Annotated in this window: 14 protein-coding genes and 1 pseudogene; 13 read left to right on the forward strand and 2 right to left on the reverse strand. The window is 60.4% G+C overall.

Translation table 11 applies throughout. From position 1 onward, the window contains the following. Nucleotides 1-161 precede the first annotated feature (161 nt). From BSU04_RS18810 to BSU04_RS18850, 10 genes and pseudogenes are all read left to right on the forward strand, one after another. Nucleotides 162-1,217, forward strand: coding sequence for a LysR family transcriptional regulator (locus tag BSU04_RS18810; protein ID WP_089162043.1), 1,056 nt, complete (start codon nt 162-164; stop codon nt 1,215-1,217). Nucleotides 1,218-1,318: 101 nt separating this feature from the next. Continuing rightward, nucleotides 1,319-1,951, forward strand: a complete 633-nt coding sequence (locus BSU04_RS18815; RefSeq protein WP_089162044.1) for a DUF4286 family protein — start codon at nt 1,319-1,321, stop codon at nt 1,949-1,951. 46 nt (nt 1,952-1,997) lie between these two features. Continuing rightward, nucleotides 1,998-3,305, forward strand: a complete 1,308-nt coding sequence (locus tag BSU04_RS18820; protein WP_089162045.1) for an MFS transporter — start codon at nt 1,998-2,000, stop codon at nt 3,303-3,305. A gap of 57 nt (nt 3,306-3,362) precedes the next feature. After that, entirely contained in the window at nt 3,363-4,064 is a 702-nt protein-coding gene (locus BSU04_RS18825) for a DUF2848 domain-containing protein (RefSeq protein ID WP_089162046.1), read from the forward strand. A 19-nt stretch (nt 4,065-4,083) separates the two neighbouring features. Then, nucleotides 4,084-5,439, forward strand: a complete 1,356-nt coding sequence (locus BSU04_RS18830; RefSeq protein ID WP_089162084.1) for an amidase — start codon at nt 4,084-4,086, stop codon at nt 5,437-5,439. A gap of 469 nt (nt 5,440-5,908) precedes the next feature. Further along, on the forward strand, nt 5,909-15,442 hold the full coding sequence (locus tag BSU04_RS18835; protein ID WP_089162047.1) for a hemagglutinin repeat-containing protein: 9,534 nt from the start codon (nt 5,909-5,911) through the stop codon (nt 15,440-15,442). Nucleotides 15,443-15,456: 14 nt separating this feature from the next. Further along, entirely contained in the window at nt 15,457-15,897 is a 441-nt protein-coding gene (locus BSU04_RS18840) for a hypothetical protein (protein WP_089162048.1), read from the forward strand. Continuing rightward, nucleotides 15,894-16,763, forward strand: coding sequence for a hypothetical protein (locus tag BSU04_RS18845; protein WP_144021266.1), 870 nt, complete (start codon nt 15,894-15,896; stop codon nt 16,761-16,763). The genes BSU04_RS18840 and BSU04_RS18845 overlap by 4 nt, the downstream gene beginning before the upstream one ends. Further along, nucleotides 16,747-17,142: a hypothetical protein gene (locus tag BSU04_RS45525; RefSeq protein WP_144021267.1), complete on the forward strand. Its 396-nt coding sequence runs from the start codon at nt 16,747-16,749 to the stop codon at nt 17,140-17,142. Before BSU04_RS18845 ends, BSU04_RS45525 begins: the two co-directional genes overlap by 17 nt. A 17-nt stretch (nt 17,143-17,159) precedes the next feature. Next, nucleotides 17,160-18,918 (forward strand): annotated as a pseudogene (locus tag BSU04_RS18850) (hemagglutinin repeat-containing protein); the annotation flags it as partial. Between the two features lie 292 nt (nt 18,919-19,210). On the opposite strand, the gene BSU04_RS48525 reads toward BSU04_RS18850, so the two are convergent. Both BSU04_RS48525 and BSU04_RS18865 read right to left on the reverse strand, forming a co-directional pair. Beyond that, nucleotides 19,211-19,579: a SymE family type I addiction module toxin gene (locus BSU04_RS48525; RefSeq protein ID WP_306427202.1), complete on the reverse strand. Its 369-nt coding sequence runs from the start codon at nt 19,577-19,579 to the stop codon at nt 19,211-19,213. Continuing rightward, a complete protein-coding gene (locus BSU04_RS18865; protein ID WP_218827316.1) occupies nt 19,512-19,898 on the reverse strand; it encodes a helix-turn-helix domain-containing protein in 387 nt (128 codons plus the stop codon). The genes BSU04_RS48525 and BSU04_RS18865 overlap by 68 nt, the downstream gene beginning before the upstream one ends. A gap of 101 nt (nt 19,899-19,999) precedes the next feature. Here BSU04_RS18865 and BSU04_RS46460 point away from each other — a divergent pair, with 101 nt between their 5' ends. The 3 genes from BSU04_RS46460 to BSU04_RS18880 all read left to right on the forward strand — a co-directional run bounded on the left by BSU04_RS46460 (nt 20,000) and on the right by BSU04_RS18880 (nt 22,999). Further along, the gene (locus BSU04_RS46460; protein WP_179258359.1) at nt 20,000-20,146 is read left to right on the forward strand and encodes a hypothetical protein; all 147 of its coding nucleotides are present in this window, start codon (nt 20,000-20,002) and stop codon (nt 20,144-20,146) included. 596 nt (nt 20,147-20,742) lie between these two features. Continuing rightward, complete coding sequence (locus BSU04_RS45530) at nt 20,743-20,973, forward strand: hypothetical protein (protein ID WP_144021268.1); 231 nt, start codon at nt 20,743-20,745, stop codon at nt 20,971-20,973. 271 nt (nt 20,974-21,244) lie between these two features. Next, nucleotides 21,245-22,999, forward strand: a complete 1,755-nt coding sequence (locus BSU04_RS18880) for a ShlB/FhaC/HecB family hemolysin secretion/activation protein (RefSeq protein ID WP_089162055.1) — start codon at nt 21,245-21,247, stop codon at nt 22,997-22,999. Nucleotides 23,000-23,016: the final 17 nt, after the last annotated feature.

Here is a 23,016-nt window from a genome sequence, read left to right on the forward strand (position 1 = left end):
TTTTATACAGCGAATATATCCACGAACACACAGATACATACGTCCCGATCCTTTGCCCACATTCGATCCTTTCCAAGCCTAGAAGCAACCATAGCTAACCCGGTCTGCCCGGCCGTTATGGCGCGTTACCATGCCCATTCGTCCTGACTTGCGACTTTGCCGTGAACATCCGCTTCCTCGAAACCTTCGTCTGGCTCGCCAAACTCCAGAATTTCCGCCTCACGGCCGAGAAACTGCACACCACGCAAGCGGCGGTCTCAAGCCGGATCGCGTCGCTTGAAGAGAGCTTCGACGTCCGCCTGTTCGACCGCAATTCGCGCTCTGCGACCCTCACGCCGGCCGGCCGCAAGATGCTGGCGTATGCGCAGCGCATCGTGCGCCTTGGCGAGGAAATGCGTCGGGAACTCGACGACGCAGACGCCGATGCAGGCCTGATCCGCATCGGCGTGATCGAATCGATCGTGCATAGCTGGTTCCCGGCGCTGATGGCGCTCGTGCGCGAGCGTTATCCACGGCTCGAAATAGAAGTCACCAGCGACACCACGATTCACCTGGCGAACCTGCTGCGCGGCGGTGAGATTGAGTTGATCCTGCAGACCGATGCTATTGCCGGCCCCGACTTCACGAATCTGCCGCTGTGTGAATTTCCCGTGCGCTGGGTGGCCAGTCCCAAACTCGGGCTCTCGGGCCGGACTCTCGATCTCGCACACCTTGCGGACTTTCCTATCGTCAGCTTTTCGCGGCATTCCGGCCCGCACGCGACGATTGAGCAACTGTTCGCACTGGCGGTCGAGCGGCCCGCGCGGATCAACTGCATCACGTCGGTGGCGGCAATGATCCGGCTGGTTGCAGACGGTTTCGGCGTGGCTGCACTGCCGCCCGCGATTATCCAGCGCGAGTTGCGCGAAGGGACACTTGAAGTCCTCGACGTGAGCGCCGAGTTTCCCTCGCTGCCGCTGGTGGCGACGTGCCGGGCGCAGAGTCACCCGCTCGCCGCGCGCATCGCTGATCTGGCACGGCAAGCCGCGAGCGAGTTCGAAACAGCGCTCCACGCCGAACAGGCTCCTGCGGCGAAGACCCAGGCCAAGCGAGTTGCATCGCCGAAACGCGGCGCCCGCAAGACGAGTGGGGCGCCGACGTCGTTGCCGGCGGTCAAGGCCCGCAAGTCGTCCGAAGGCAAGTCGTCGGAAAGCAAGCCGCCGGAAAGCAAGTCATAAGGAAACTTGTTCGCGCCGTATTTGTTTTCTTGTTGGACCGAAGTACCCGCTGCTCGCGACACTGTTCCCATTACGAATCCACTTTCGCCAGGGAACAATCGATGAGCGCATCACAACCGCAGGGCCAGCTTTGCATCTGGACGGATACCGACCCCGATCCGGTACAGGAAGCCGATTTCAACGCGTGGTACGACCGTGAGCACATGCAGGAGCGCGTTGCGATTCCCGGCTTTCGCTACGCACGCCGCTTCAAAGCCACCGACGGCGGCCCGCGCCGCTACCTCGCTCTCTATGTGACCGAGTCGCTCGATGTCTTTCGCAGCGACGCGTATCAGCGCGCGTTCACTCAGCAAACGCCGTGGTCGCTCGGCAACTTTGCTCGGATGACCAACACGCAGCGACGCGTCGGCGAACTGACGCTTGAACAGGGTGATGGCGAAGGCGCATTTCTCGCGTTGTTCGTGCTGCCGCAGGACCGCGTTGAGGCAGCGTTGTTGAAGCCGCGCTTCGAAGCAGGCACGTGTCAACCCGGCATACATGCCGCACGGCTTTTTTGCACGGCGCCTGCGCTGTCGGTGTCGCTGACGGCGTCGAAGGGATCGGCATTGCCCGCTGCCGATGCGCTCGTGTTGATCGAAGGCAGCGACGCCGAGGCCACCCGTACGCTTGCCGAAACACTCGCGGACGGCGCCGAAGTCCGTACGTTCCAGATGCTCTGGCGCATTTCGGCCTGATCCCCCGTCGTCACGCTTATCCCGCTTTCATCATCCGAGGTTCTCGATGAACACACTTGCCCAGCAATCCGGTCTCGGTTCGCCGCACGTCGGACGCGGCCGTCTGGCGACGGCGAGCATGGTCGGCACGTCGCTAGAGTGGTACGACTTCACGATCTACAACACGCTCGCCGCACTGGTTTTCAATCACCTGTTTTTCCCTTCCGTGGATCCGCTCGCGGGCACCATTCTCGCGTTCTCGACGTATGCGGTCGGGTATATCTCGCGGCCGCTTGGTGGCGTGATCTTCGGCAATCTGGGGGACCGCATCGGCCGTCGTGCCGTCCTGATGCTCACGCTCGTGCTGATGGGTATTACCACGGCGCTGATGGGTTTCCTGCCGACGTACGCTGCCATCGGCATCTATAGCCCGATCCTGCTCGTCGCGTTGCGCTTTGTACAGGGCATCGCCCTCGGGGGCGAGTGGGCCGGGGCCGTGTTGTTATCGATTGAACACGGCGATCAAGACAAGCGAGGCCTGAGCGCGTCGTGGACACAGGTCGGGCCATCGTTCGGCACGCTGCTTGGCACGGGTCTCATCGCGCTCATCACGCTCGCGGTCTCCCCCGACGACTTCCTCGCCTGGGGCTGGCGTTTGCCGTTTATCGCCAGCATGCTGCTGGTGGTTTTTGGCCTGTGGGTGCGGCGCGGCGTCGATGAAACGCCGCAGTTCGAACAACTGAGCCACGCCCATGCAACGGCGAAGGTACCGGTCGTTGAAGTACTCACTCAGCACTGGCGGCGTCTGTTGATCGCGGGCGGTTCACGGATCGGATCGGACGTGCTGTACGCGTTGCTGGTCGTGTTCACGCTGACCTATGTCACGACCGTTCTGCATCTCTCACGCACGACGGCGCTGACCGCCGTGCTGGTCGGTACCGCATGCAATGCGTTGAGCGTGCCGTTCTTCGGCGCGCTATCGGACCGGTTCGGGCGTCGGCCGGTCTATCTTGCGGGCGCGTTTGCCGCGCTTGTGTGGGCGTTCGTTTTCTTCGTGCTTGTCGATAGCGCGCAACCGTGGCAGATCGTGCTCGCCGTCGTGGTGGGACTCGTGATCCATGCAGTGATGTACGGGCCGCAAGCCGCGTTCGTGACCGAGCAGTTTCCCACGCGCGTGCGTTATGCGGGATCGTCGCTCGCTTATACGCTCGCCGGCATTCTCGGCGGCGGCTTCGCGCCGCTCATCATCGTGAGCCTCTACAAGCACTACAACAGCTCGCTGGCGGTGTCGGTGTACGTGGCGGTTGCGGTGATTGTCACCGGTATTTCGTTGATCGTCGCGCGTGAGACCGCGCGCCGGCCGCTGGAAAACTAATGCGCTACCTGTATTCGCGGCGCGTTGCCGTGCCGCACTCACCTACTAAGCTCCCCAATGACTACGCTTTCCTTCAATGTATTTCCCCTCGACGCAGCGGCTGTGTCGACCACGGCCAGCATAGATGACCTCGTGATCGCGGGCTGGGCAGGGCGCGATCACGCCGCAATCCAGGCGCATATCGATGAACTCGCGGCGCTTGGTGTAGCACCGCCATCGACTACGCCATGTTTCTATCGCTTGGCTGCCGGCCTGCTCACGCAGGACGAGACCATTGATGTACTCGGTGCGCACTCGGGCGGCGAAGTCGAATGCGTGCTGCTCGATAGTCCGCTTGGCACGCTGGTCGCTATTGGCTCCGATCATACGGACCGCGAAGTAGAGGCTTATGGCGTGGCGGTATCGAAGCAGGTTTGCGCGAAACCGCTGGGCCGCGATGCATGGCTTTATGCCGATGTCGCCGCGCATTGGGATCAGTTGACCATGCGCTCGTGGTTGAGCGGTGCCGACGGTGAGCGTCGTCTTTATCAATCGGGTGCGGTGAACGGACTGCTTGAACCGGCTGATTTATGGCGCAGGTTCGCGGGTGGACCAGCACTGCCCGCGAAGAGCGCGATGTTCGGCGGTACGCTTTCTGTGCACGGCGCGATTGCGGCGATGTCCTCGGGCGATGTCTTCGAACTTGAGCTCCACGATCCGGTCCTCGGACGCACTTTGAAACATCGGTATTCGGTGGCTTCGCTGCCGGTTGTCGCCTGACTTTTACTGGTTATTTTCCATGACGCTTTTCGCTCCCAAGACTCTGCTCGCCGACCTCGCCGCCATGCTTGACGCAGGCACTACGACCTCTCGCGAACTGACCGAAACCGCGTTGGCGCGAATCGCTGCCGATGGCGGAAATGGCTGCGCCGCGTTCTGTTTCGTCGATGCCGACGGCGCCCGTCGCCAAGCTGATGCCCTCGATACACTGCGCCGCGCCGGCACGCGCCTTTCACCGCTCGCGGGTGTGCCGGTATCGATAAAGGATCTCTTCGATGTACAAGGCCAGCCGACCCGCGCCGGTTCCCGCGTCCTCGCCGATGCTGCGCCTGCTCGCGCCGACGCGCCCGCGATCGCCCGGCTGAGGCGGGCCGGCGCGGTGCTGATTGGGCGCACGAACATGAGCGAGTTCGCATTCTCAGGGCTGGGTCTCAATCCGCACTACGGCACGCCCGCGTCGCCGTGGCGCCGTAGCGAACGACATGTGGCGGGAGGGTCATCGTCGGGGGCGGCTGTCTCGGTGGCTGACGGCATGGCGGCAGCGGGCCTTGGCAGCGACACAGGCGGATCGCTGCGGATTCCTGCCGCGTTCTGTGGGCTCACAGGTTTTAAACCGAGCGCGGGACGTGTGCCGACTGAGGGCGTGGTGCCGCTGTCGCCTACGCTCGATGTCGTCGGCGCCATTGCGCCAAGCGTCGCGTGCTGCGCGTTGATGGATGGTGTGCTCTCGGGTGCATCGTTCGACGCAAGACGGCCGCTTGCGGGCGCGCGGTTCGCGGTGTTACGCAACTATGTGATGGACGGTATCGAGCCGGAAGTCGCGCGGACCTATGAAGCGGCGTTGGACAAGCTTGCTCAAGCCGGCGCTCTGCTCACAGAAGTCCGTTTCGCACCGCTCGATTCGCTGCCTGCGATCAACACGTTTGGCTTCTCGCCGATAGAAGCGTTTGCTGCTCATCGCTCGCGGTTGGGATCTCAGGCCGATGCGTACGACCGGCGCGTGCTGGCACGGATCAGGCGAGGCGAGGCGGCATCGGCGGCGGATTACCTCGATCTGCTCGCGGCGCGGCGCAGGACCATCGCGGCGGCTCGGCAGTTCTTCGCCGGGTTCGATGCGTTCGTCATGCCGACCGTTCCTGTCGCGCCGCCAGCGATTGCCGCGCTTGAAGCCGATGACGCCGCGTTCGCCGCAGCCAACGCGCTCGTGCTGCGCAATCCAAGCGTGGTGAATTTTCTCGATGGCTGCGCGGTTTCAGTGCCTTGCCACAGAGAGGGGGATGTGCCGGTGGGGTTGAGCATCGGTGGATTTCATGGTCAGGACGAGATGATTCTCGCGCTGGCGGGAGCGGTGGAATGCGGCGTGTCCAGATCCTGAAGGCGCGCTGCCAGTCGGCGCTGGCGCAGCCTGCCGAAATATGGCGCAGCGGGCGAGCTGGCCTGCGCCTGCCTGCGCGTTCAGGCCAGCAGCGACATGATGTGCATCGAAGATAACGACGGCGCGATCACCATGGCGGCGGTCAAACGGCTCTCGAAGGAGCGACTTCGTCAATGGTGATCCAGTAGGCAAGATCATCCGCGGCGACGGCTTCCTGCGTGGACTTGAACGGGCGGCAGTATGAGAGGTATATGGCTAACGCGCCGTCGTGACGTTTGGTTCTTTACCGCTCCTTGCGGTTTTTTTTCGCCCGTTAAATCCACCTCATCCTTGGAAATTTCCCATAAGAAAAATCCGATTTCATCAGATCCGTTGTTTTCGGCTCAAGCCGATAGTTAGGTTTAACCGGTGTAGTTCATCTGGCGTTATTTTGCTGGTCGTTAAAGATTAGCAATACAAACGAGACCAGATGAACAAGAATAACTATCGGCTGGTATTTAGTCGACTGAGAAACATGCTTGTTGCCGTCGAGGAAACCGCCGCGGCGACGGGTAAGGACGCAGCACAGAGTTCGGTACGCAGCAAAAAATCACTGAGTGTGATTTTTACGCTGCGGCAAATCGCATTCGCGACCCTTGCATTGCTCGGTCTGCTGCCCTCGTGGTCAGGCGCGCAGATCGTTGCCGGTGGTGCACACGCGCCGGGCGTCATCGCCACGCAAAACGGTCTGCCGCAGGTCAACATCAACCGGCCATCGGGCGCCGGTGTCTCGATGAATACGTATGGCCGGTTCGATGTACAGAAGAACGGCGCCATTCTGAACAACTCGCCGACCATCGTGCAGACGCAGCAGGCCGGCATGATTAACGGCAATCCGAACTTCGGCCCCGGTCAGTCCGCGCGTGTCATTGTCAACCAGGTGAACAGCAACGCCGCGAGCCAGATCAATGGCCGCGTTGAAGTTGCAGGGCAACGGGCCGAGGTGGTGATCGCCAACGGGAGCGGGATTTCCGTGAATGGTGGCGGCTTCATCAACACGTCGCGCGCGGTCCTGACGACCGGCACGCCGAACTTCGCGCCCGATGGCTCGCTCTCGGGCTTTAACGTGACGCGCGGCACCATCAGCGTCCAGGGCGCGGGACTGAACGCAGCGGATATCGATCAGGTGGATCTCATCGCGCGTGCGGTGCAGGCGAACGCGGCGATCTACGCAAAGAACCTGAATGTCGTGACCGGTGCGAACAGCATCGACCATGACACGCTCAATGCAACGCCCATCGCAGGCGATGGTCCGGCGCCGGGCGTTTCCATCGACGTAAGCCAGCTTGGCGGTATGTATGCGAACCGTATCGTGCTCGTCGGTACAGAAAACGGCGTCGGCGTGTCCACCAACGGTGTACTGGCCGCGCAGTCGGGTGACCTGACACTGACCACGCAGGGCAAGCTGATACTCGCGGGACAGACAAACGCGAGCGGCAACCTTGTCCTGTCCGTGCGTGACGGGATCGATAACAGCGGGACGGCCTACGCGCAACAGAATGTCACGGCGAACACATTGGGCGCGCTGACGAACGGCGGTGTGCTTGCCGCGCAGCAGAACACGAGCGTCAATGCTGGCAGCGTGGCATCGACGGGCACGCTTGGCGCGGGCGTGAATAGCGACGGTACGATTGCCAATGCGGGCGACCTGTCGGTGCTTGCGAGCGGCGCGCTCACGGCAACTGGGAAAAACGAAGGCGGCGGCAACACGAACATCGCCGGCGCGTCGATCAATCTGGCGGGTAGCAACACGTCGGCGAACGGCATGCTGGCACTGAGTGCGAACGGCGGCGATCTGAACTTGTCGGGTGCAACCACGACAGCGGGCGGCGCGCTCATCGCGAACACCGCAGGCACGCTTGTCAATGACGGCGGCAACCTGTCGGGCGAATCACTTCAGGTGGCGGCGGCGAACGTGTCGAACCGCAACGGCCAGCTCGTCTCAGGGAGCACGCTCAACGTCTCGGCTGCAAGTGACTTGTCAAATCAGGGCGGCACGATGCAGTCGGCGGGCGCGCTGGCTGTCAACGCCGGTTCACTCGACAATACCGGGGGCCGCATTGTGTCGCTCAATGGCGACGGGATAACGCTCACGACCACGAGCGCGCTTGTCAACGGCAACGGCGGATCCATCGGCACGAACGGCGTGCTGGATCTCAGCGCGAGCACACTCTCGAACCAGGGGCAGTTAAGCGCTGCGACGAATGCAACGGTGCGCGCGCAGGCCATCGATAACCGCGCGGGCAGCATCGTCGCAGGCAACGTCCTCAATGTCACCTCGACCGGCGCATTGAACAACCGGAGCGGCACGCTCTCAGGTACAGCGACGACCGTATCGGGTTCATCGATTGATAACACCAATGGCGACATTGACGGCGACTCGCTTGCGCTCTTGGCTTCCGGCGACCTCGTCAATCGCGGCGGCAAGCTCACGCAATACGGCACTGCCAATCAGACGATTCAAGCAGGTGGCGCGCTCGATAACACCGAAGGCACCATCGCATCCAACGCGTCGAACCTGATGCTCAACGCTCAAAGCATCACCAACGATCACGGCACGATCCAGCATGCAGGCACGGGCGCGCTTTCCTTGAAGACGGCGGGCGCCGTGTCGAACGTATCGGGCAATGTGCTGAGCAACGGCGCGCTCGCCATCCAGTCCGAAGGCGCGGTGGACAACCAGTGGGGCACGGCGCAGGCAGCACATCGCGTGACGCTTAGTGGCTCATCGCTCGACAACACCGGAGGCCGCATCGTATCGCTCAATGGCGACGGGATGCGTGTCACGACGCAAGGCGCGCTCGTCAATGGCACGGGCGGCACCATCGGTACGAACGGGGCGCTGGACCTCGATGCGGGCACACTCGTGAACCAGTGGCAGATCAGCGCGGCGAAAGATGCGACAGTTCATGCGCAAAGCATCGACAATCATGCGGGCAGCATCACAGCGGGTGGCGGGCTCAACGCGTCGTCGAATGGTGCGCTGAACAACCAAAGCGGCACGCTTTCTGGTGCGGGGACGACCGTCTCGGCGGGTTCAATCGACAACACCAACGGCGCCATCGACGGCGATGCGCTTGCCCTCTCGATCTCGGGCGACCTCGTCAACCGCGACGGCGCGCTCACGCAGTACGGCACCACCGACCAGACGATTCAAGTAGGCGGCGCGCTCGACAATACAAGCGGCACGTTCGCGACCAACGCAAACAACTTGAGCGTGTCCGCGCAATCGATCACTAACGACCACGGCACGATCCAGCATGCAGGCACGGGCGCGCTTTCTCTGAACGCGGTTGACGTAATGTCGAACGTTGGGGGCAGCGCTCAGACGAACGGCACGCTTGCGGTGAAGGCCGCAAGCCTCGACAACACGTCTGGCACACTTCTGGCCATGCAGGCAGCGCAAGTGAATGCGGTCTCGGGCATCGTCAATCGCGACGGTTCGCTTTATGGCGGCAACGGTCTTGCGCTATCGACGCAAGGTGACATCGACAACACGCGCGGCTCGACGCAGAGCTCGGGCGATCTGAGCGTCAACGCGGGCGGCACGATCACGAATGCCCAAGGCACGATCAGCGCCAACGGTGCGCACGGCACGACCAACGTGACGGCGACGAGCATCGATAATTCAGGCGCAAAGCTGACTAACGCGGGCGACGGCGCGACCACGATCAGCGCGTCCGATGTGATGAACACAAGTGGCACGCTCGGCGGCAATGGCGACGTGACGGTGAACGCGCAGACGCTTGAGAATGACGCGGGCGCGAACCTCGTCGCGGGAGGAGCAGCGAACCTGAACGTCACGCAATGGCTAAACAACGCGGGCGGCACGCTCTTCGGCGGTACGGCGCTGAACCTGAACCAGGTGAATGCTGCCGTCATCAACGACGGCGGCGCGATGCTCGGCGGCCTGGACGTGTCGGTGAATGTCGCATCGATGTCAAATACGGGCGGCGCGATCCGCGCGAACCGGGATATTGCGGTGAGTGGGGCTGTATCGGGCGATGGCGACATGATCGCGGGCCGCGATCTGGCGCTCGACGTGACAGGCGACTATACCAACGACGCGGCCAACAACCTGCACGCAGACGGCGACATGCGCGTGAGCGCCACCGGCACGCTCACCAATACCGGTACGCTGTCCGCGAACGGGGCGCTGATGGCATCCGGCGCGAACGTGGTGAACATGGCGGATGGCAATATCAATTCGTCGTCCACGACTATCAACGCAACGAATACGATCACCAACACTGGCCGAATCGAAGGCGATACCGTCACAACAAACAGTGCGACGCTTGCCAACACTGGCGCGATTATCGGCAACGATGTGACGCTCAACGCCGCCGACATGGCGAACACCGGGGCTGCTGCGGTGATCGCAGGCGCGAACAGCGTCCACCTCTATACGTCGGATACCGTCACGAACGCCGATGGCGCGTTGATCTACAGCCTGGGCAATCTGGAGATCGCCAAGGACGGCACGCGCGATGCCTCCGGCATGCTCGCGAACCAGACCGGTACGCTCACGAACAGGGCGGCGAGCATTGAGGCGGAAGGCGACATCGATATTGCCGCGCGCACGCTCAACAACGTGCGTACCGGTGTCGTTACCGAGGCGGGAACGCCGCAGAATGCAGGCTCGACCACACTGACCCTGTGGACCGCAGGCCTGTCCGCTGGCAGCATGGGGTACTACTACAGTCTGCTTTATTCCGGATGGCGCTGGAGCGATGGTGCAATTGGCACTGGCGTGATCGGACACTTGATGATGCCGATCACTGTTCAGGTTCCCGCCTCGCAGGTGACAAACCTCGACACGTACGCGCAGACGTTCTCGCTCACGACGCCCCTCACCGACGATTACCGGTTCACAGCCCTTGCGGAAGAGGTGCAGACGCGCACTATCACGAACAATCCGGTGCAGTATTACCAGAGCCTCACGGACAACGGCAACGGCACCTACTCGGTCACTTTCTGGCCGGACTTCGACCCGAACAAGAACATCCGGCCCGATCAGGTCAGGGTGAATGATGCCCTCGGCAATGACAACCACGATTACGTGGAAATGCAGCACACGACGCAGACGACGACCACGACTGACCAGCTCGTGAGCGCGGGCAACGCTGCAACGATCCAGGCACAGTGCGCAATTCGCATCAACGCGGACCACGGCAGCATCAACAACGGCTCGTCGACGATGGCCGCAGGCGGTGATCTAGTGCGTCGCGCAATAGGCGGCAGCGTGGATGACACGGGCACGGTATTGCAGCAAACGAGCATCGAAACCGCCATGTCCGATTGGTACTGGCATCAAAAGACCGGTGGCGACAACGATTACAAGACCAACGTGTCGGACGGCATCTCGCAGACAACCACGACTGTCGATGCCCTGCCCGCGATTGCCACGTCGAACCAGACGGTGCAGACCGACGCGCAGACCATCAGCATCAACTCGGTGAACCGCCAGGGGCAGACCGTGAACGGCTCGGGCGTGACGGGTGGCAGCGCCGATGGCACGCAGCTCGGCGGGATCAGCGGCCAAAGTAGCAGTGCTAGCGTGAGTGGCACGCAGACTGGCAGCGTGAGTGGTCAGCGCAGCAATCCACAGACGGTTGGTGGCGCAAGCGGCGGCATTGCGAATCTGAAGCTGCCGGTGAGCGGCCTGTACACCTACAACACCGCGCCCGATGCAACGTACCTCGTCGTCACCGATCCGCGCTTCACGCAGTATTCGAACTTCATCAGCAGCGACTACATGTTGGGTCAGTTGGGCCTCGACCCGTCGAAGACCGAGAAGCGCCTGGGCGATGGACTCTATGAGCAAACCCTGATCCGTAACCAGATCACCCAACTGACCGGTCGCACGTTTCTCACGGGCTACGCAAGCAATCTGGATGAATACACAGCGCTGATGAATAGCGGTGTCGCGTATGCGAAGGAGTTTGGGCTACAGCCGGGTTTGGCGCTCACGCCCGCGCAGATGCAGCAACTGACAACCGACATGGTGTGGCTCGTGTCGCAGGACGCGACGCTACCGGACGGCTCGCACCAGACGGTGCTCGCGCCCCAGTTGTACCTGGCGCAGTCCAGCACGGTCGATCTGACGCACAGCGGCGCGCTGGTCGCGGGCAACGCGGTCAATTTGAACGCAAGCGGCGACGTGACCAACAGCGGCCACGTGTCAAGCAATCTTGCGACGACGATCATCGGTAATAGCGTCGTCAATAGCGGTGTGATCGGCAGCAGCGGCATGACGGCAGTGGTTGCGGTCCAGGATGTACGCAACACGAGCGGTCGCATCGGCGGCGGTGATGTCGTCGTGCAGGCTGGACGGGATGTCATCAACGAGACGCAGACCTATGGGGTGTCGAAAGACTTCCGCTCTGATTCGCTTGACGCACGAGTGACGGGAACGGGCATCGATGCCATCGGCACGATCTCTGCAACGGGGAACGCCGCCGTCATCGCGGGCCGTGACGTGAATTTAAATGGTGCGCTGATCCAGAGCGGGGGCGATGCAGCCATCGCAACCGGACGCGATCTGAATCTCGGTACGACGACGCTCATCGCCACAAGAGACGTGCATACGCGCGACGCCCTGAACGGCAGTCACGACGAAGCGACGCAGAACCTGGGCAGCGCCATCGTGGCGGGCGGCAGTCTTGCCACGGTGTCGGGACGCGATACAACGCTCACCGATGCGACGGTGAGAGCGAACGGTGACGCGACGATTATCGCGGGCGGCAACCTGTCGGTCACGGCGGCGAAGGATACGCAGACCCATAACGAACAGTCGATGGGTGGCAAGCAGGCGCAGCACATTAGTTCGAGTTATGACGAAGCCATACAGGGTTCGAACGTCAGTGCCGGAGGCAACGTGACGCTTGCAGCCGGACAGAATGGCGGCGGCAATCTTGCTGTGCTCGGCTCGACGGTCGCGACGGATGCGGGCGGCGGCGGTGTGAAGCTCGTTTCAACGGGTGATGTCACGATTGGCAGCGTGAGCGAAACGCACGATGCACGGAGCTGGTCACATAACGAACACACCGGTTTCCTGTCGAAAGAAACGGTGAACGACGCGGCCAGTTCGCATCAAGTGATCGCGAACGGCTCGACGGTATCGGGCGATACGATCACGGGTGCAGCCGGTCACGACATGGCGATCAGCGGTTCGACAGTCGCGGCAACGCATGATGTGACGCTCGCGGCGGGGAACAACCTGACGATCAACACGACGCAGGACACGAGCGACAGCAGCACATTCCACGAGGAGAAGAAGTCAGGCTTCGGCACTTCGGGCGGTATCGGTATCTCGTACGGCAAGGTTGATCAGAAGGACACGACGCACGACAGTTCGGTGCTGCAGAACGGCAGTCTTATCGGCAGCACCAACGGCAGCGTGAACCTGTCGGCAGGTGCAGGCTTGCACGTCACCGGTAGCGACATCATCGCCGCGCAGAACGTCACGGGCACGGGTTCGAACGTGACCGTCGACGCGGCTACTGGTACTGCCCATCAGGACGAGACGCATGAAGTCAGCAAGAGTGGATTTACCCTTGCGCTCAAGGCTCCGGTGCTTGACGCGCTCTCGAACACGGTTGACCAGGCGCGTGGTGTGAATCGCAGCCAGGATGATCGCGCAGCGGCACTGCACGGCATGGCAGTGGCGAGCGGTGCGATTGATGCGTATGGTGCGGCAGGCCCCGCACTCGCCGACATTGCCAGCGGCAAGAAGCCGGAAGGCAAAATCGAACTCAGCTATGGCAGCAGCCACAGCAAGGACACGTTCATCGAGGATTCGGTAACGAGCCGGGGTTCGAACATTAGCGCAGGCGCAACGGCCGCATTCGTGGCGACCGGAAACGGTACACCGGGAAGCGGCAACGTGACCATCGCGGGTTCGGACGTGAATGCAAACAACGTGATTCTGGCGGCGAAGAACCAGGTCAATCTCGTGAACACGACCGATACGGATTCGACGCGCAGCATGAATCAGTCGAGCAGCGCGAGCGTGGGTATCTCGTATGGCACGCAGGGCTTTGGTGTCGATGCGTCGGGGTCCAAAGCGCAGGGCAACGGCAATAACGATGCCGCCATGCAGAACAACACGCATGTGACGGCGGCGAACTCAGCGACGATCATCTCGGGGGGCGACACCAACATCATCGGCGCGAACGTGAGCGGCAAACAGGTGAACGCCGACATCGGCGGCAATCTGAACATCGCGAGCGTGCAGGACACCATGACAACTGCCGCGCATCAGGAAAGCACAGGCGGCGGATTCGCCATCAGTCAGGGCGGTGGAAGCGCGAGTTTCAGCCACACAAACGCGAATGCGAACGGCAGCTATGCGGGCGTTGAAGAACAGGCGGGCATTCGTGCGGGCAGCGACGGCTTCAATATCAGCGTCAAGGGGAACACGGGCTTGCGCGGCGCAGTGATCGCAAGTGATGCCGATGCATCGAAGAACAATCTGTCCACGGGGACGCTAACCTTCAGCGATATCCAGAATCAGTCGAGCTACGATGCACACTCGGGTGGTTTCAGTGCGGGCGTAACGACCGGCGATGGCGGCGCTAACTACAGCACCCATGGCAATGCCTCGGGCAAGAATGCAGGCGGCGGCTCGCCGATGTTGAGTCAAGACGATAGTGGCAGCGATAGCGCAACCACGCGCAGCGGCATCAGTGCGGGCACGATCAGTGTCACCGACGCAGCACATCAGACGCAAGACATCGCAAGTCTGAACCGCGACACGTCGAATACGAACGGCACAGTCGCCAAATTGCCGGACGTGAACAATCTGCTCGACCGTCAAGCGGACATGATGGCGGCGGCCAGCGCTGCGGGTGAAGCGGTGTCGCGGCGCATTGGTGACTTCGCAAAGTCGAAGTACGACGAGGCGCAGGCGAACGGCGATCAGGCTGGTATGGACGCGTGGAAGGAAGGTGGCACGGCACGCGCGGAAATGCAGGCAGCAGGCGCGGCCCTTGTGACCGGTCTTGCGGGCGGAAACGCGCTTGGCGGTGCAGCGGGCGCTGGGATCGCGTCGATTGCTGCGGGCAAGCTCAATGATCTGAGTGGCGCTATCGCTGGGTCGAACCCGACTGGCAGCTCGGATATGAACACCGCGCTGGGCAACATTGTGGCGAACGTGGTCGCTACGGGCGCGGGTGCAGCGGTGGGCGGCAATGCAGGCGCGTTCGAAGGCTATAACGTTGACCGCTTCAACAGACAACTTCACCCCGACGAAAACCAGGCAATCAAAAATCTGGCTAACGGGGACGCCGATAAAGATCACCGTCTGGAAGCGGCTGGATGCGCTTTGGTTCACTGTGCGGCGGAATTTGCGCCGGGTACGACGGACTACGCCAAGTATTCAGCGCTGGAGGCGGAAGGTGCAGGCTACACCACCGAACAGGCTCAGTTGCAGAACTACAACGGCACGTCTGTCGCCCTTGCGGGCTATGGTGGCATGGTGCGGCAGAGCTCGGGGGGATTGTTCCAATATCCTGTAACTGATTCAACTGCTGACAACAAGGCAATGCAGGCCGCAATGGAGGCTCAGCGCCCCGGGTCAGTTGATTATTTGACGGTACAAGGTGGCGGACTCGGGGTCGGCGGCGCATTAACTGTCAATCTTCATAACGGCAACGTTTACTTGTCGGGTTCTGGTTCGGTGCCTGTCGTGCCAGGGGCGTCAATTGTTGGCGGTATGGTCGCGTCCAACCCGGGATTGCCTACGGGACAGAAAGGAAGCAACACCGACGATTTTTTGGCGGGCGCATCTGTTGGAGGCGGTGTGTGCGCATTCGGTGTCTGCGGGGGCGTGAACCACGGAATTGGTGGTGACACCGCCTTCGAGGTAGGCGTAGGTACCGGTGGGATAACCAAGGCGCCTAATCTGAGTGGGTATGGCGGCACAGGATACGGCAATCGTATTGGCAAAATACCTGGGTATTGATTGGAGCGTATTACATGCGAAATCTAAAGTTCTGGATTGGTGGGCTGCTTGTGCTGGCATTTGGATACATCTTCTTTCACGACGTACTGCTCAAAAACCCAACCGATGTGTCGCGCAAGTTTGATTTGATGAAGTCTGACATGGACTACATGCTCGGGATGGGTGGGAAGGTGGTATTCCGAAAAGACTTGGATCGCGGAAGCGTAGCGTCCCTGACGCGAAACATCAGTGCTGACTCATGGACGGATCAATTATTTGACAGATATCAGATGGCGCTTGAGGGCCGAGGATGGAAAGCCAGGCAGCACACCGACAACGAAAAATGGGAGGCATGCAAACTCGGAGCGCTAGCAACGCTCGACACTAAGTCAGAACTCTTCCCGGCGCTTTCCACCAACACGTATGGAGTCCGCTTTGAGTACAGCGCCGGAACGATTGGGGAGTGTGGCCCTTGAGCGATAGCACTTTTGATAACCAAGCCTACACAGATCGGTTCAACCGGCAACTTCATCCGGAAGAACGCCAGTGGGCCACTGACAACGCAAGCAAATTCGCGCAGTTCTATAAGGACCAGACGGGACAGACGATCACGGCAGATCAGGCGCAGCAGATGCTGCTCGCCAACGGCTATCGCCTGGTGGACGCAGCGGCAAGCAAGGGACCGGGCGGCGATGTAACGGCAGTGCAGTTCATCAGCGAAAACGCCAGCGGCATGTTCCGTGCAGCTTCGGCTGAGTACAACAGCCCGTTCCTCTATGGAAATGCTGATCGCTCGCTGTCGCCCGAGCAACAAGCGTTGCCAGGAGCTACACCCCATCCTGCGGTTGGCATTGCAGCTGGTGGAGCACTTGCGATGTTTGCGGTCGGAGCGTATGCGCCGGTAGTTGCGACTGGATGGGCTATCAACTCGGCATATGACTTTGGCGGCGACACCATAGCTTATCTAACCCACCTGAGTAATGGCGCGCCCGATATCTCGAAGTCGCTGACCGTCGGCGCTGTTGCTGGCATCGCGGGTCCGTTCGCACTTCCACTGAATACGCTTGGCGGTGGTCTGGGCTCGAAAATAGTGGTTGGAACATACAACGGCATTTTGAACGGGACGGCAGCATTCGGCGGAAACGCTGTCGCGACTCCTTCAAACGACCCATCACCCAATGCTGCGACCGGCGCAGCTTCCTATGGCATCGGTACGGCTGCGCAGACTTTGATGCCGGGTGGGGCGGCAACATTGCGAACCATATTATTCAGGTCTTGTCTGGCCCGACTCAAACAGCAATTCAAAATTCAGGTAAGAAGTGACTATGAAAATTTTGGTTAATCCATTTGATTTGATCGGACGCGGTGGTTCGGATATGGCTGCGGGAGTGCTATTTCTCGTTGTCTATTCAGTTCTGGTTTTGTTGGTCCTTCTGTCTGCGCGGCGTATTCTCGGTTTTGGCGCGCGAGAAAAGAGAAAAGTAATTGGACGCGTGGTGCGAAGGTATTCACTTCCTGAGCATAGGGAATGGCAAGGGAAGGCATATGTGAAAATTCCAGAAAAACAGATGCTAGAAATTGATGTTGCTGGTCAACATCTGCACTACGCTCCGGTGCAGTGGAAATATGATCGTGTGAAGGACGGTGACGCAATTGACGTACTTATTCAGACTGATCGACTTGATCAAGAGGTACGGATCTGTGATGTGGGTCCATTCTAGTTATGGCGGGGTGCCGGGCAGACCAGAACAATACGCATGTGACGGCGGCGAACTCAGCGACGATCATCTCGGGGGGGCGACACCAACATCATCGGCGCGAACGTGAGCGGCAAACAGGTGAACGCCGACATCGGCGGCAATCTGAACATCGCGAGCGTGCAGGACACCATGACAACTGCCGCGCATCAGGAAAGCACAGGCGGCGGATTCGCCATCAGTCAGGGTGGTGGTAGTGCGAGTTTCAGCCACACAAACGCGAATGCGAACGGCAGCTATGCGGGCGTTGAAGAACAGGCGGGCATTCGTGCGGGCAGCGACGGCTTCAATATCAGCGTCAAGGGGAACACGGACTTGCACGGTGCAGTTATCGCAAGCGATGCTGATGCCTGGAAGAACACGCTCACCACCGGCACGCTCTCCTTCTCCGATATCGCGAACAGTTCGAGCTACGATGCAAAAAGCAGCGGCTTCTCGGCGGGTGCGTCGCTGGGGTTGCCGGACAAGGTGACAGGACCATCGTCGGTGCCGAACTCGGGGGGTATTACGCCGTCTTTGAGTCAGCACGACAGCGGCAGCGACGGTGCAACCACGAAGAGCGCAATCAGCGCGGGCACGATCAACGTCACGGATTCGGCGAACCAGACGCAAGATGTGGCCACGCTGAGCCGCGATACATCGAACACGAATGGCACGGTCGCGAAGACACCGGACGTGAACAACCTTCTGGATAAACAGGCCGACATGATGTCTGCGGCGAGCGCCGCAGGTCAGGCGGTGGCGCAGCGCATCGGCGACTATGCACAGTCGAAGTACGACGAGGCAAAAGTCAACGGCGATCAGGCCGGCATGGATTCGTGGCGCGACGGCGGCAGTTCCAGAGCCGAGATGCAAGCGGCGGGCGCAGCCGTGGTCGCAGGTCTGGGAGGTGGCGCAGGAACGGCGGTGGCAGGCGCGGTGGGCGCAGGCGCGGCCTCACTCGCAGCCGGTAAGTTAAACGGCCTGAGTGACGCAATAGCGGGCGCGAGTCCGACCGGAAACGCGGAGATGGACAAGGCGCTGGGTAACATCGTCGCGAACGCGGTCGCAACCGGAGCGGGATATGTTGCTGGAAACGCTGGCGCGTTCGAAGCGGGTAATGTGGACTTGTATAACCGGACAGCTCACGAGGACACGAACGAGAAGAAGCCGACGGATCTGGTTGCGCAAGTCTGCCCGGCGGGTGCGCAGTGCAGCGATGCGACGCTGAACGCGGCGATTCTCGCGCAGGGTATGAATGCGGATGCGGCGTCGGCAAACCTGCAGACGATCGGCGCCTATGGAGCACCCGCTGCGGCACTTGCGCTGATCGGGCCGGAAGCGGTGGCCGCAGCCATTCTTGCTGGAGGGTTCGACTATGAAGGAGATGCGGTAAGTTATGCGGTGGAGTTGTCGAAGGATAAGCCGGATTTTACGAAGTCATATATCACAGGCATAGTAAATGGCGCGATGTACCCATTTGCTATGGCTGATGGTGCTATAGCTGCGATGGGGACAGCGGGCAAGGTTGCGGCGAATACGTACAACGCGGGGGTTGCCGGCGTAACTGCATTTGGGTCGGCGGCGATAACTCATCAATCGAGTCCAGATGCATCTGCTGGCTTCGGTGCAGGGGCTGCTGGTTTAGGAGGAGCCGTCAAGACCCTGTTTCCAGGACCAATGGGTAACTTCCTAAACAACGTAATCCAAGGTTTGAGTGGTCCATTCCAAAACGCGGTGACCCCGCCAAGTAAAAAATGAATATGGAATTAAAGCTTCGCTCACTCGTTAAACGAGCTCTTATAGCTTATTCAGGCGCCGTGGGAATCGTCGTCTTTGCACTTGCGATCTCGGTATCTCGAGGAGCAGGGGTGAAACCTCTTCTGGTCCTGCTACCGCTGTTTGTTATTCTGTTTGGGGGTATAACCTACCAGCTTCTTAAAGAGTTGAGAGACCTAAAGCGGCAGCGCCTTGAGTCTGCGAGTTGTTCCGCGACAGAAGAGCACTGACAACAAACCCAGCCTTGCGCTGGGTTTGTTGTTTCTGGAGTCGTTCAAGCTGGCGTAATAACGAGCCTGCCCTCTTCGACATGAACACAAACGCGGCTATGGGGTTTAAAACCAGCTTGCTCGAGCCATCTGCCCATAAGCCGAATACGCGGGATAGGCCGTTGCCTGGGCGGTGTCCGATGCTGCGGGTAGTCGGTCCGCCGCGTGGCGCTCTCGCAGGCCATAAAGCGTTCGGTAAAGGTCGAGCTTGATTTAAGATTGGCGTCAGCCATGGTCAACTCCTGTAGTGAGTTGGTTGTGGTCAGCGGGCGATGAGTGTTCCACCACTCACCGCCCGCGCTTCGTTTACTGCCTACCTGCTTCGTTTGCTCGCATAGAAAGCCGCCGCGCTTCGTGCTTGAGCAGCGTTCCATCGATCAATTCCTTGATGACATTACGCTCGTCGGCATCGAGCCGGGAGATCGCTTCGAAGCGCAACCGAAAGTCGTAATCCGGTCCGCGTTCCTGTTCATCGAAAAGCAGCACATCCGCACTGACCGAAAAGGCAATTGCGATACTGCGCAAGACATCAAGCGTCGGTTGCGAAGTACCTCCTTCGTAGCGCTTCATCTGCGATAAATGCACCCCGGCCAGATCGGTCAAAGCCTGTTGGGTGAGACTGCGTTGCTTGCGCAAAGCGGCTAGCCGTTTGGGGAAATCCATGGTCCACCACGTTAAAACTTGATGCGACATGGTACGTCCCCTTGTTTGGCAAGTCGCCTATATGGTCCATTAATAGCACCATGCAAGACCGATATATGCTACTTGACAGGTTTTTAGCCGAAGGACGTTTTATGCCCCGAATCCCTGCTTCCGAGTTGGAGCGCTTGAAGCGCGAAGTGTCGCTGTTGCTGCTGATCGAGTCGCAGGAGCACGTGCTTAAAAAGCGCGGCCGGGACTGGGTGATGCGCTGTGTGTTCCACGAGGATAAAGATAGATAACGAGTTCGCGAAGATCTGCGAGAACGCGGGCACCCACCCGGAGGTGGTGCTCAGTGCTTCATGTGGGATGTGGCCATCGGGGGTGAAGGGCCAAGGCCGCAGACCAATCGCGACGTGATGGAGCAGTTGCGAGATTACGCGTGGGGTTACTTGCTGCGCGTGAACTTCCCTGAGCGGTACAAGTAAGCGGTCATGGAAGCGGGCTGCGGTGTGCAGCGGCCCGGTTCCGCCGGGTTTGCCGTCGCGCTGCGCGCCGTCAAACCCGGCGGCCTGATATTGCTTCGGCATGCGATGTTAATGAGATGGGTGAACGTGAACTTCTGGCAAACTCGCGCCCTAAGGACAAAACCGCGTCGGGGAAAAACTTGCAGGCTCAGATCCGTGTCAGCTGAAAACCGTTTGCAAAGCCTTGTTGCATCAGGAGAAAACCTGTATCGACAACGGAGGGCGTGTCGGGGTGTGGTGTTCGCTTCAACCGGCAACTTCATCCTGATGAAAAGCAAGTAATCGCGGACAAAGCCGGCAGCGACAAAGCAGAAGCCAACAAGTTGACGAAAGCGGCGTGCATCGCGGTGAAATGTTGGGCGGAATATCCAATGGGCAGTGATGCATACAACACGAATTACGTGAGCCAACTTGATGCGTCGCAGCTTGGGGCAGAACTGACGTGGGTGGATCAGTTGAAGGAAGCGGGGTTGGGCGTGTCGAAGTTTGTTGCGCCTAGCGTGATTCCGTCAATGTTTGAGACAGTGGGCGCAAACCTGACCTCCGAGACCGTTAGTGCTGGCGTCGGAAACATTCCCTCGTACCTACCGAAGAAAAAATGAGCCCTCGATTCGAGAGAAACGTAAAAGCGTTTTTGAGTTATCGACCGACTTTTTTTAGTTGGCCTCGCGATCTTGGCCGCCTTTGAAGAACTGATTGTGATGCCTTCCATAGCTTGGCATAAAGGATATCCAGGGTACTTGTGGCCTCCTATGAGCAGAGTCTACGCAGCGTGCAAATTCGTTCCGTTGGCCTCGTTCCTTTGTGCCGTCATTGCTTGGGTTTTTGAACGCAAACGTATCGGCTGGTAGCCAGAACTAGATTCAATTAACTATGAAAATTCGAAAGAGGCTGGCGGCGCTGCCGCTCATTGCCCTGGTATCGCTCGCGTCAAATGCGCAGCATGCGCCGACGCCAGCCGATGAAGCGGTAGCCGCGCGCGCCAACGCCGAGCAGAACCAGCAAATCCAGCAGCAACGCGACGCACAGCAGCGTGAAGCAGTCGTGCAGGCACCCGCAGTGCGTTCAACCCTCCCCACATTCGAGGGCTATCCACTACTGCCGGTCGAGACACCATGCTTCCGCATCAGCACGTTCGCGCTTGATATCCCGACGACTCTGCCCAATGCCGTGCGCGGCAAGGGAGGCTCGGCGCTATCACTGGACCCGTTCGCCTTTGCGAGTGAATGGCTTGACCACTACAGGGGACAGTGCGTCGGCAAGACCGGCATTGACACGCTAACCAAAGGGCTGCAGCAGGCGATCCTGATCCGTGGATATGTCACGACGCGCGTCTTGTTGCCCGAGCAGGACCTGTCGAAAGGGATGCTCACATTCGCGCTCGTCCCCGGCGTCCTGCACCAGCTCCGCTTTGCCGATCCCAATACGCGCGGCACCCTGAAATCCGCATTCCCCGCACGTGACGGCGACCTGCTCGATCTGCGCGATCTTGAGCAGGGCCTGGAGCAGTTGAAGCGGGTGGCGTCGCAGGACGTGGACATGAAAATCGAGCCGACCGACACGCCGGGTGAAAGTGACGTCGTGGTGAGCGTGAAGCGTTCGAAGCCGTGGAGCTTCGTCGTCTCCGTTGATAACTCAGGCACGGACGCGACTGGCAAGTGGCAGGGCAACGTGAGCCTCGGCATCGACAATCCGCTTGGCCTGAACGACGTGTTGACGGTCGGCGCGAACCAGGACCTGTCGTTCGGCAACAAGTCGCTCGGCTCGCACGGGTTCAACGGTTCGTACTCCGTGCCATGGGGGTATTGGACGACCACGTTGTCCGGCAACACCAACACCTATTATCAGCAGATCGCGGGCGTGAACCAGACGTTCGTATCGAGCGGCAATGCGCAGACAGCCGCGCTAAGGCTCGCGCGTGTACTGAGCCGTAGCCAGAGCGATGTGTTCGGCGTGGAGTTCCAGCTCTCGAAGCGCTTTGGCGAAAGCTTCATCGACGATACGGACATACCGCAGCAGCGGCGCAACAACACGTTCATCGAAGCGGGGCTGACCGACCGGCATTACTTCGGCAAGTCGCAGTTCGACGGCACGCTTGCGTACCGCCAGGGGATTGGCGGACTCGGCGCGACAGATGACCCAACACCCAGTGGTCCGACATACCGCTACCACATGGCCGTGCTGGACGCGAACCTGTCGGTGCCGTTCGCCGTCGCTAAACAGGGCTTGCGCTACGTGACGACCGTTCACGCGCAGTTCACCAACGACACGCTGTTCTACCTGGACGACCTGACCATCGGCAGCCGCTACACAGTGCGGGGGTTCGACGGCGAGACCATGCTGGCGGCGGAGAAAGGCTTCTACTGGCGCAATGAGCTGCAATGGCCCATCGGCCAGACGGGACAGGCACTGTACGCGGGGATCGACTACGGGCGCGTGTTCGGACCGAACACGGTGTTTCTGGCCGGGACGCAACTGGCGGGCGCGGTGATCGGCATTCGCGGTGGTCTGCCTTCACGCTTTGCCGGTCTCTCCTATGACCTGTTCGTCGGAACGCCGATCTACAAACCTGGCGGATTCCCAAGCGCACGCGTGACGCTCGGAGTGCAGGCCACGGCGCAATTCTGATAATCGGCCGACACCGG

It is taken from the genome of Caballeronia sordidicola (assembly GCF_002220365.1).
Classification (GTDB): domain Bacteria; phylum Pseudomonadota; class Gammaproteobacteria; order Burkholderiales; family Burkholderiaceae; genus Caballeronia; species Caballeronia sordidicola_C.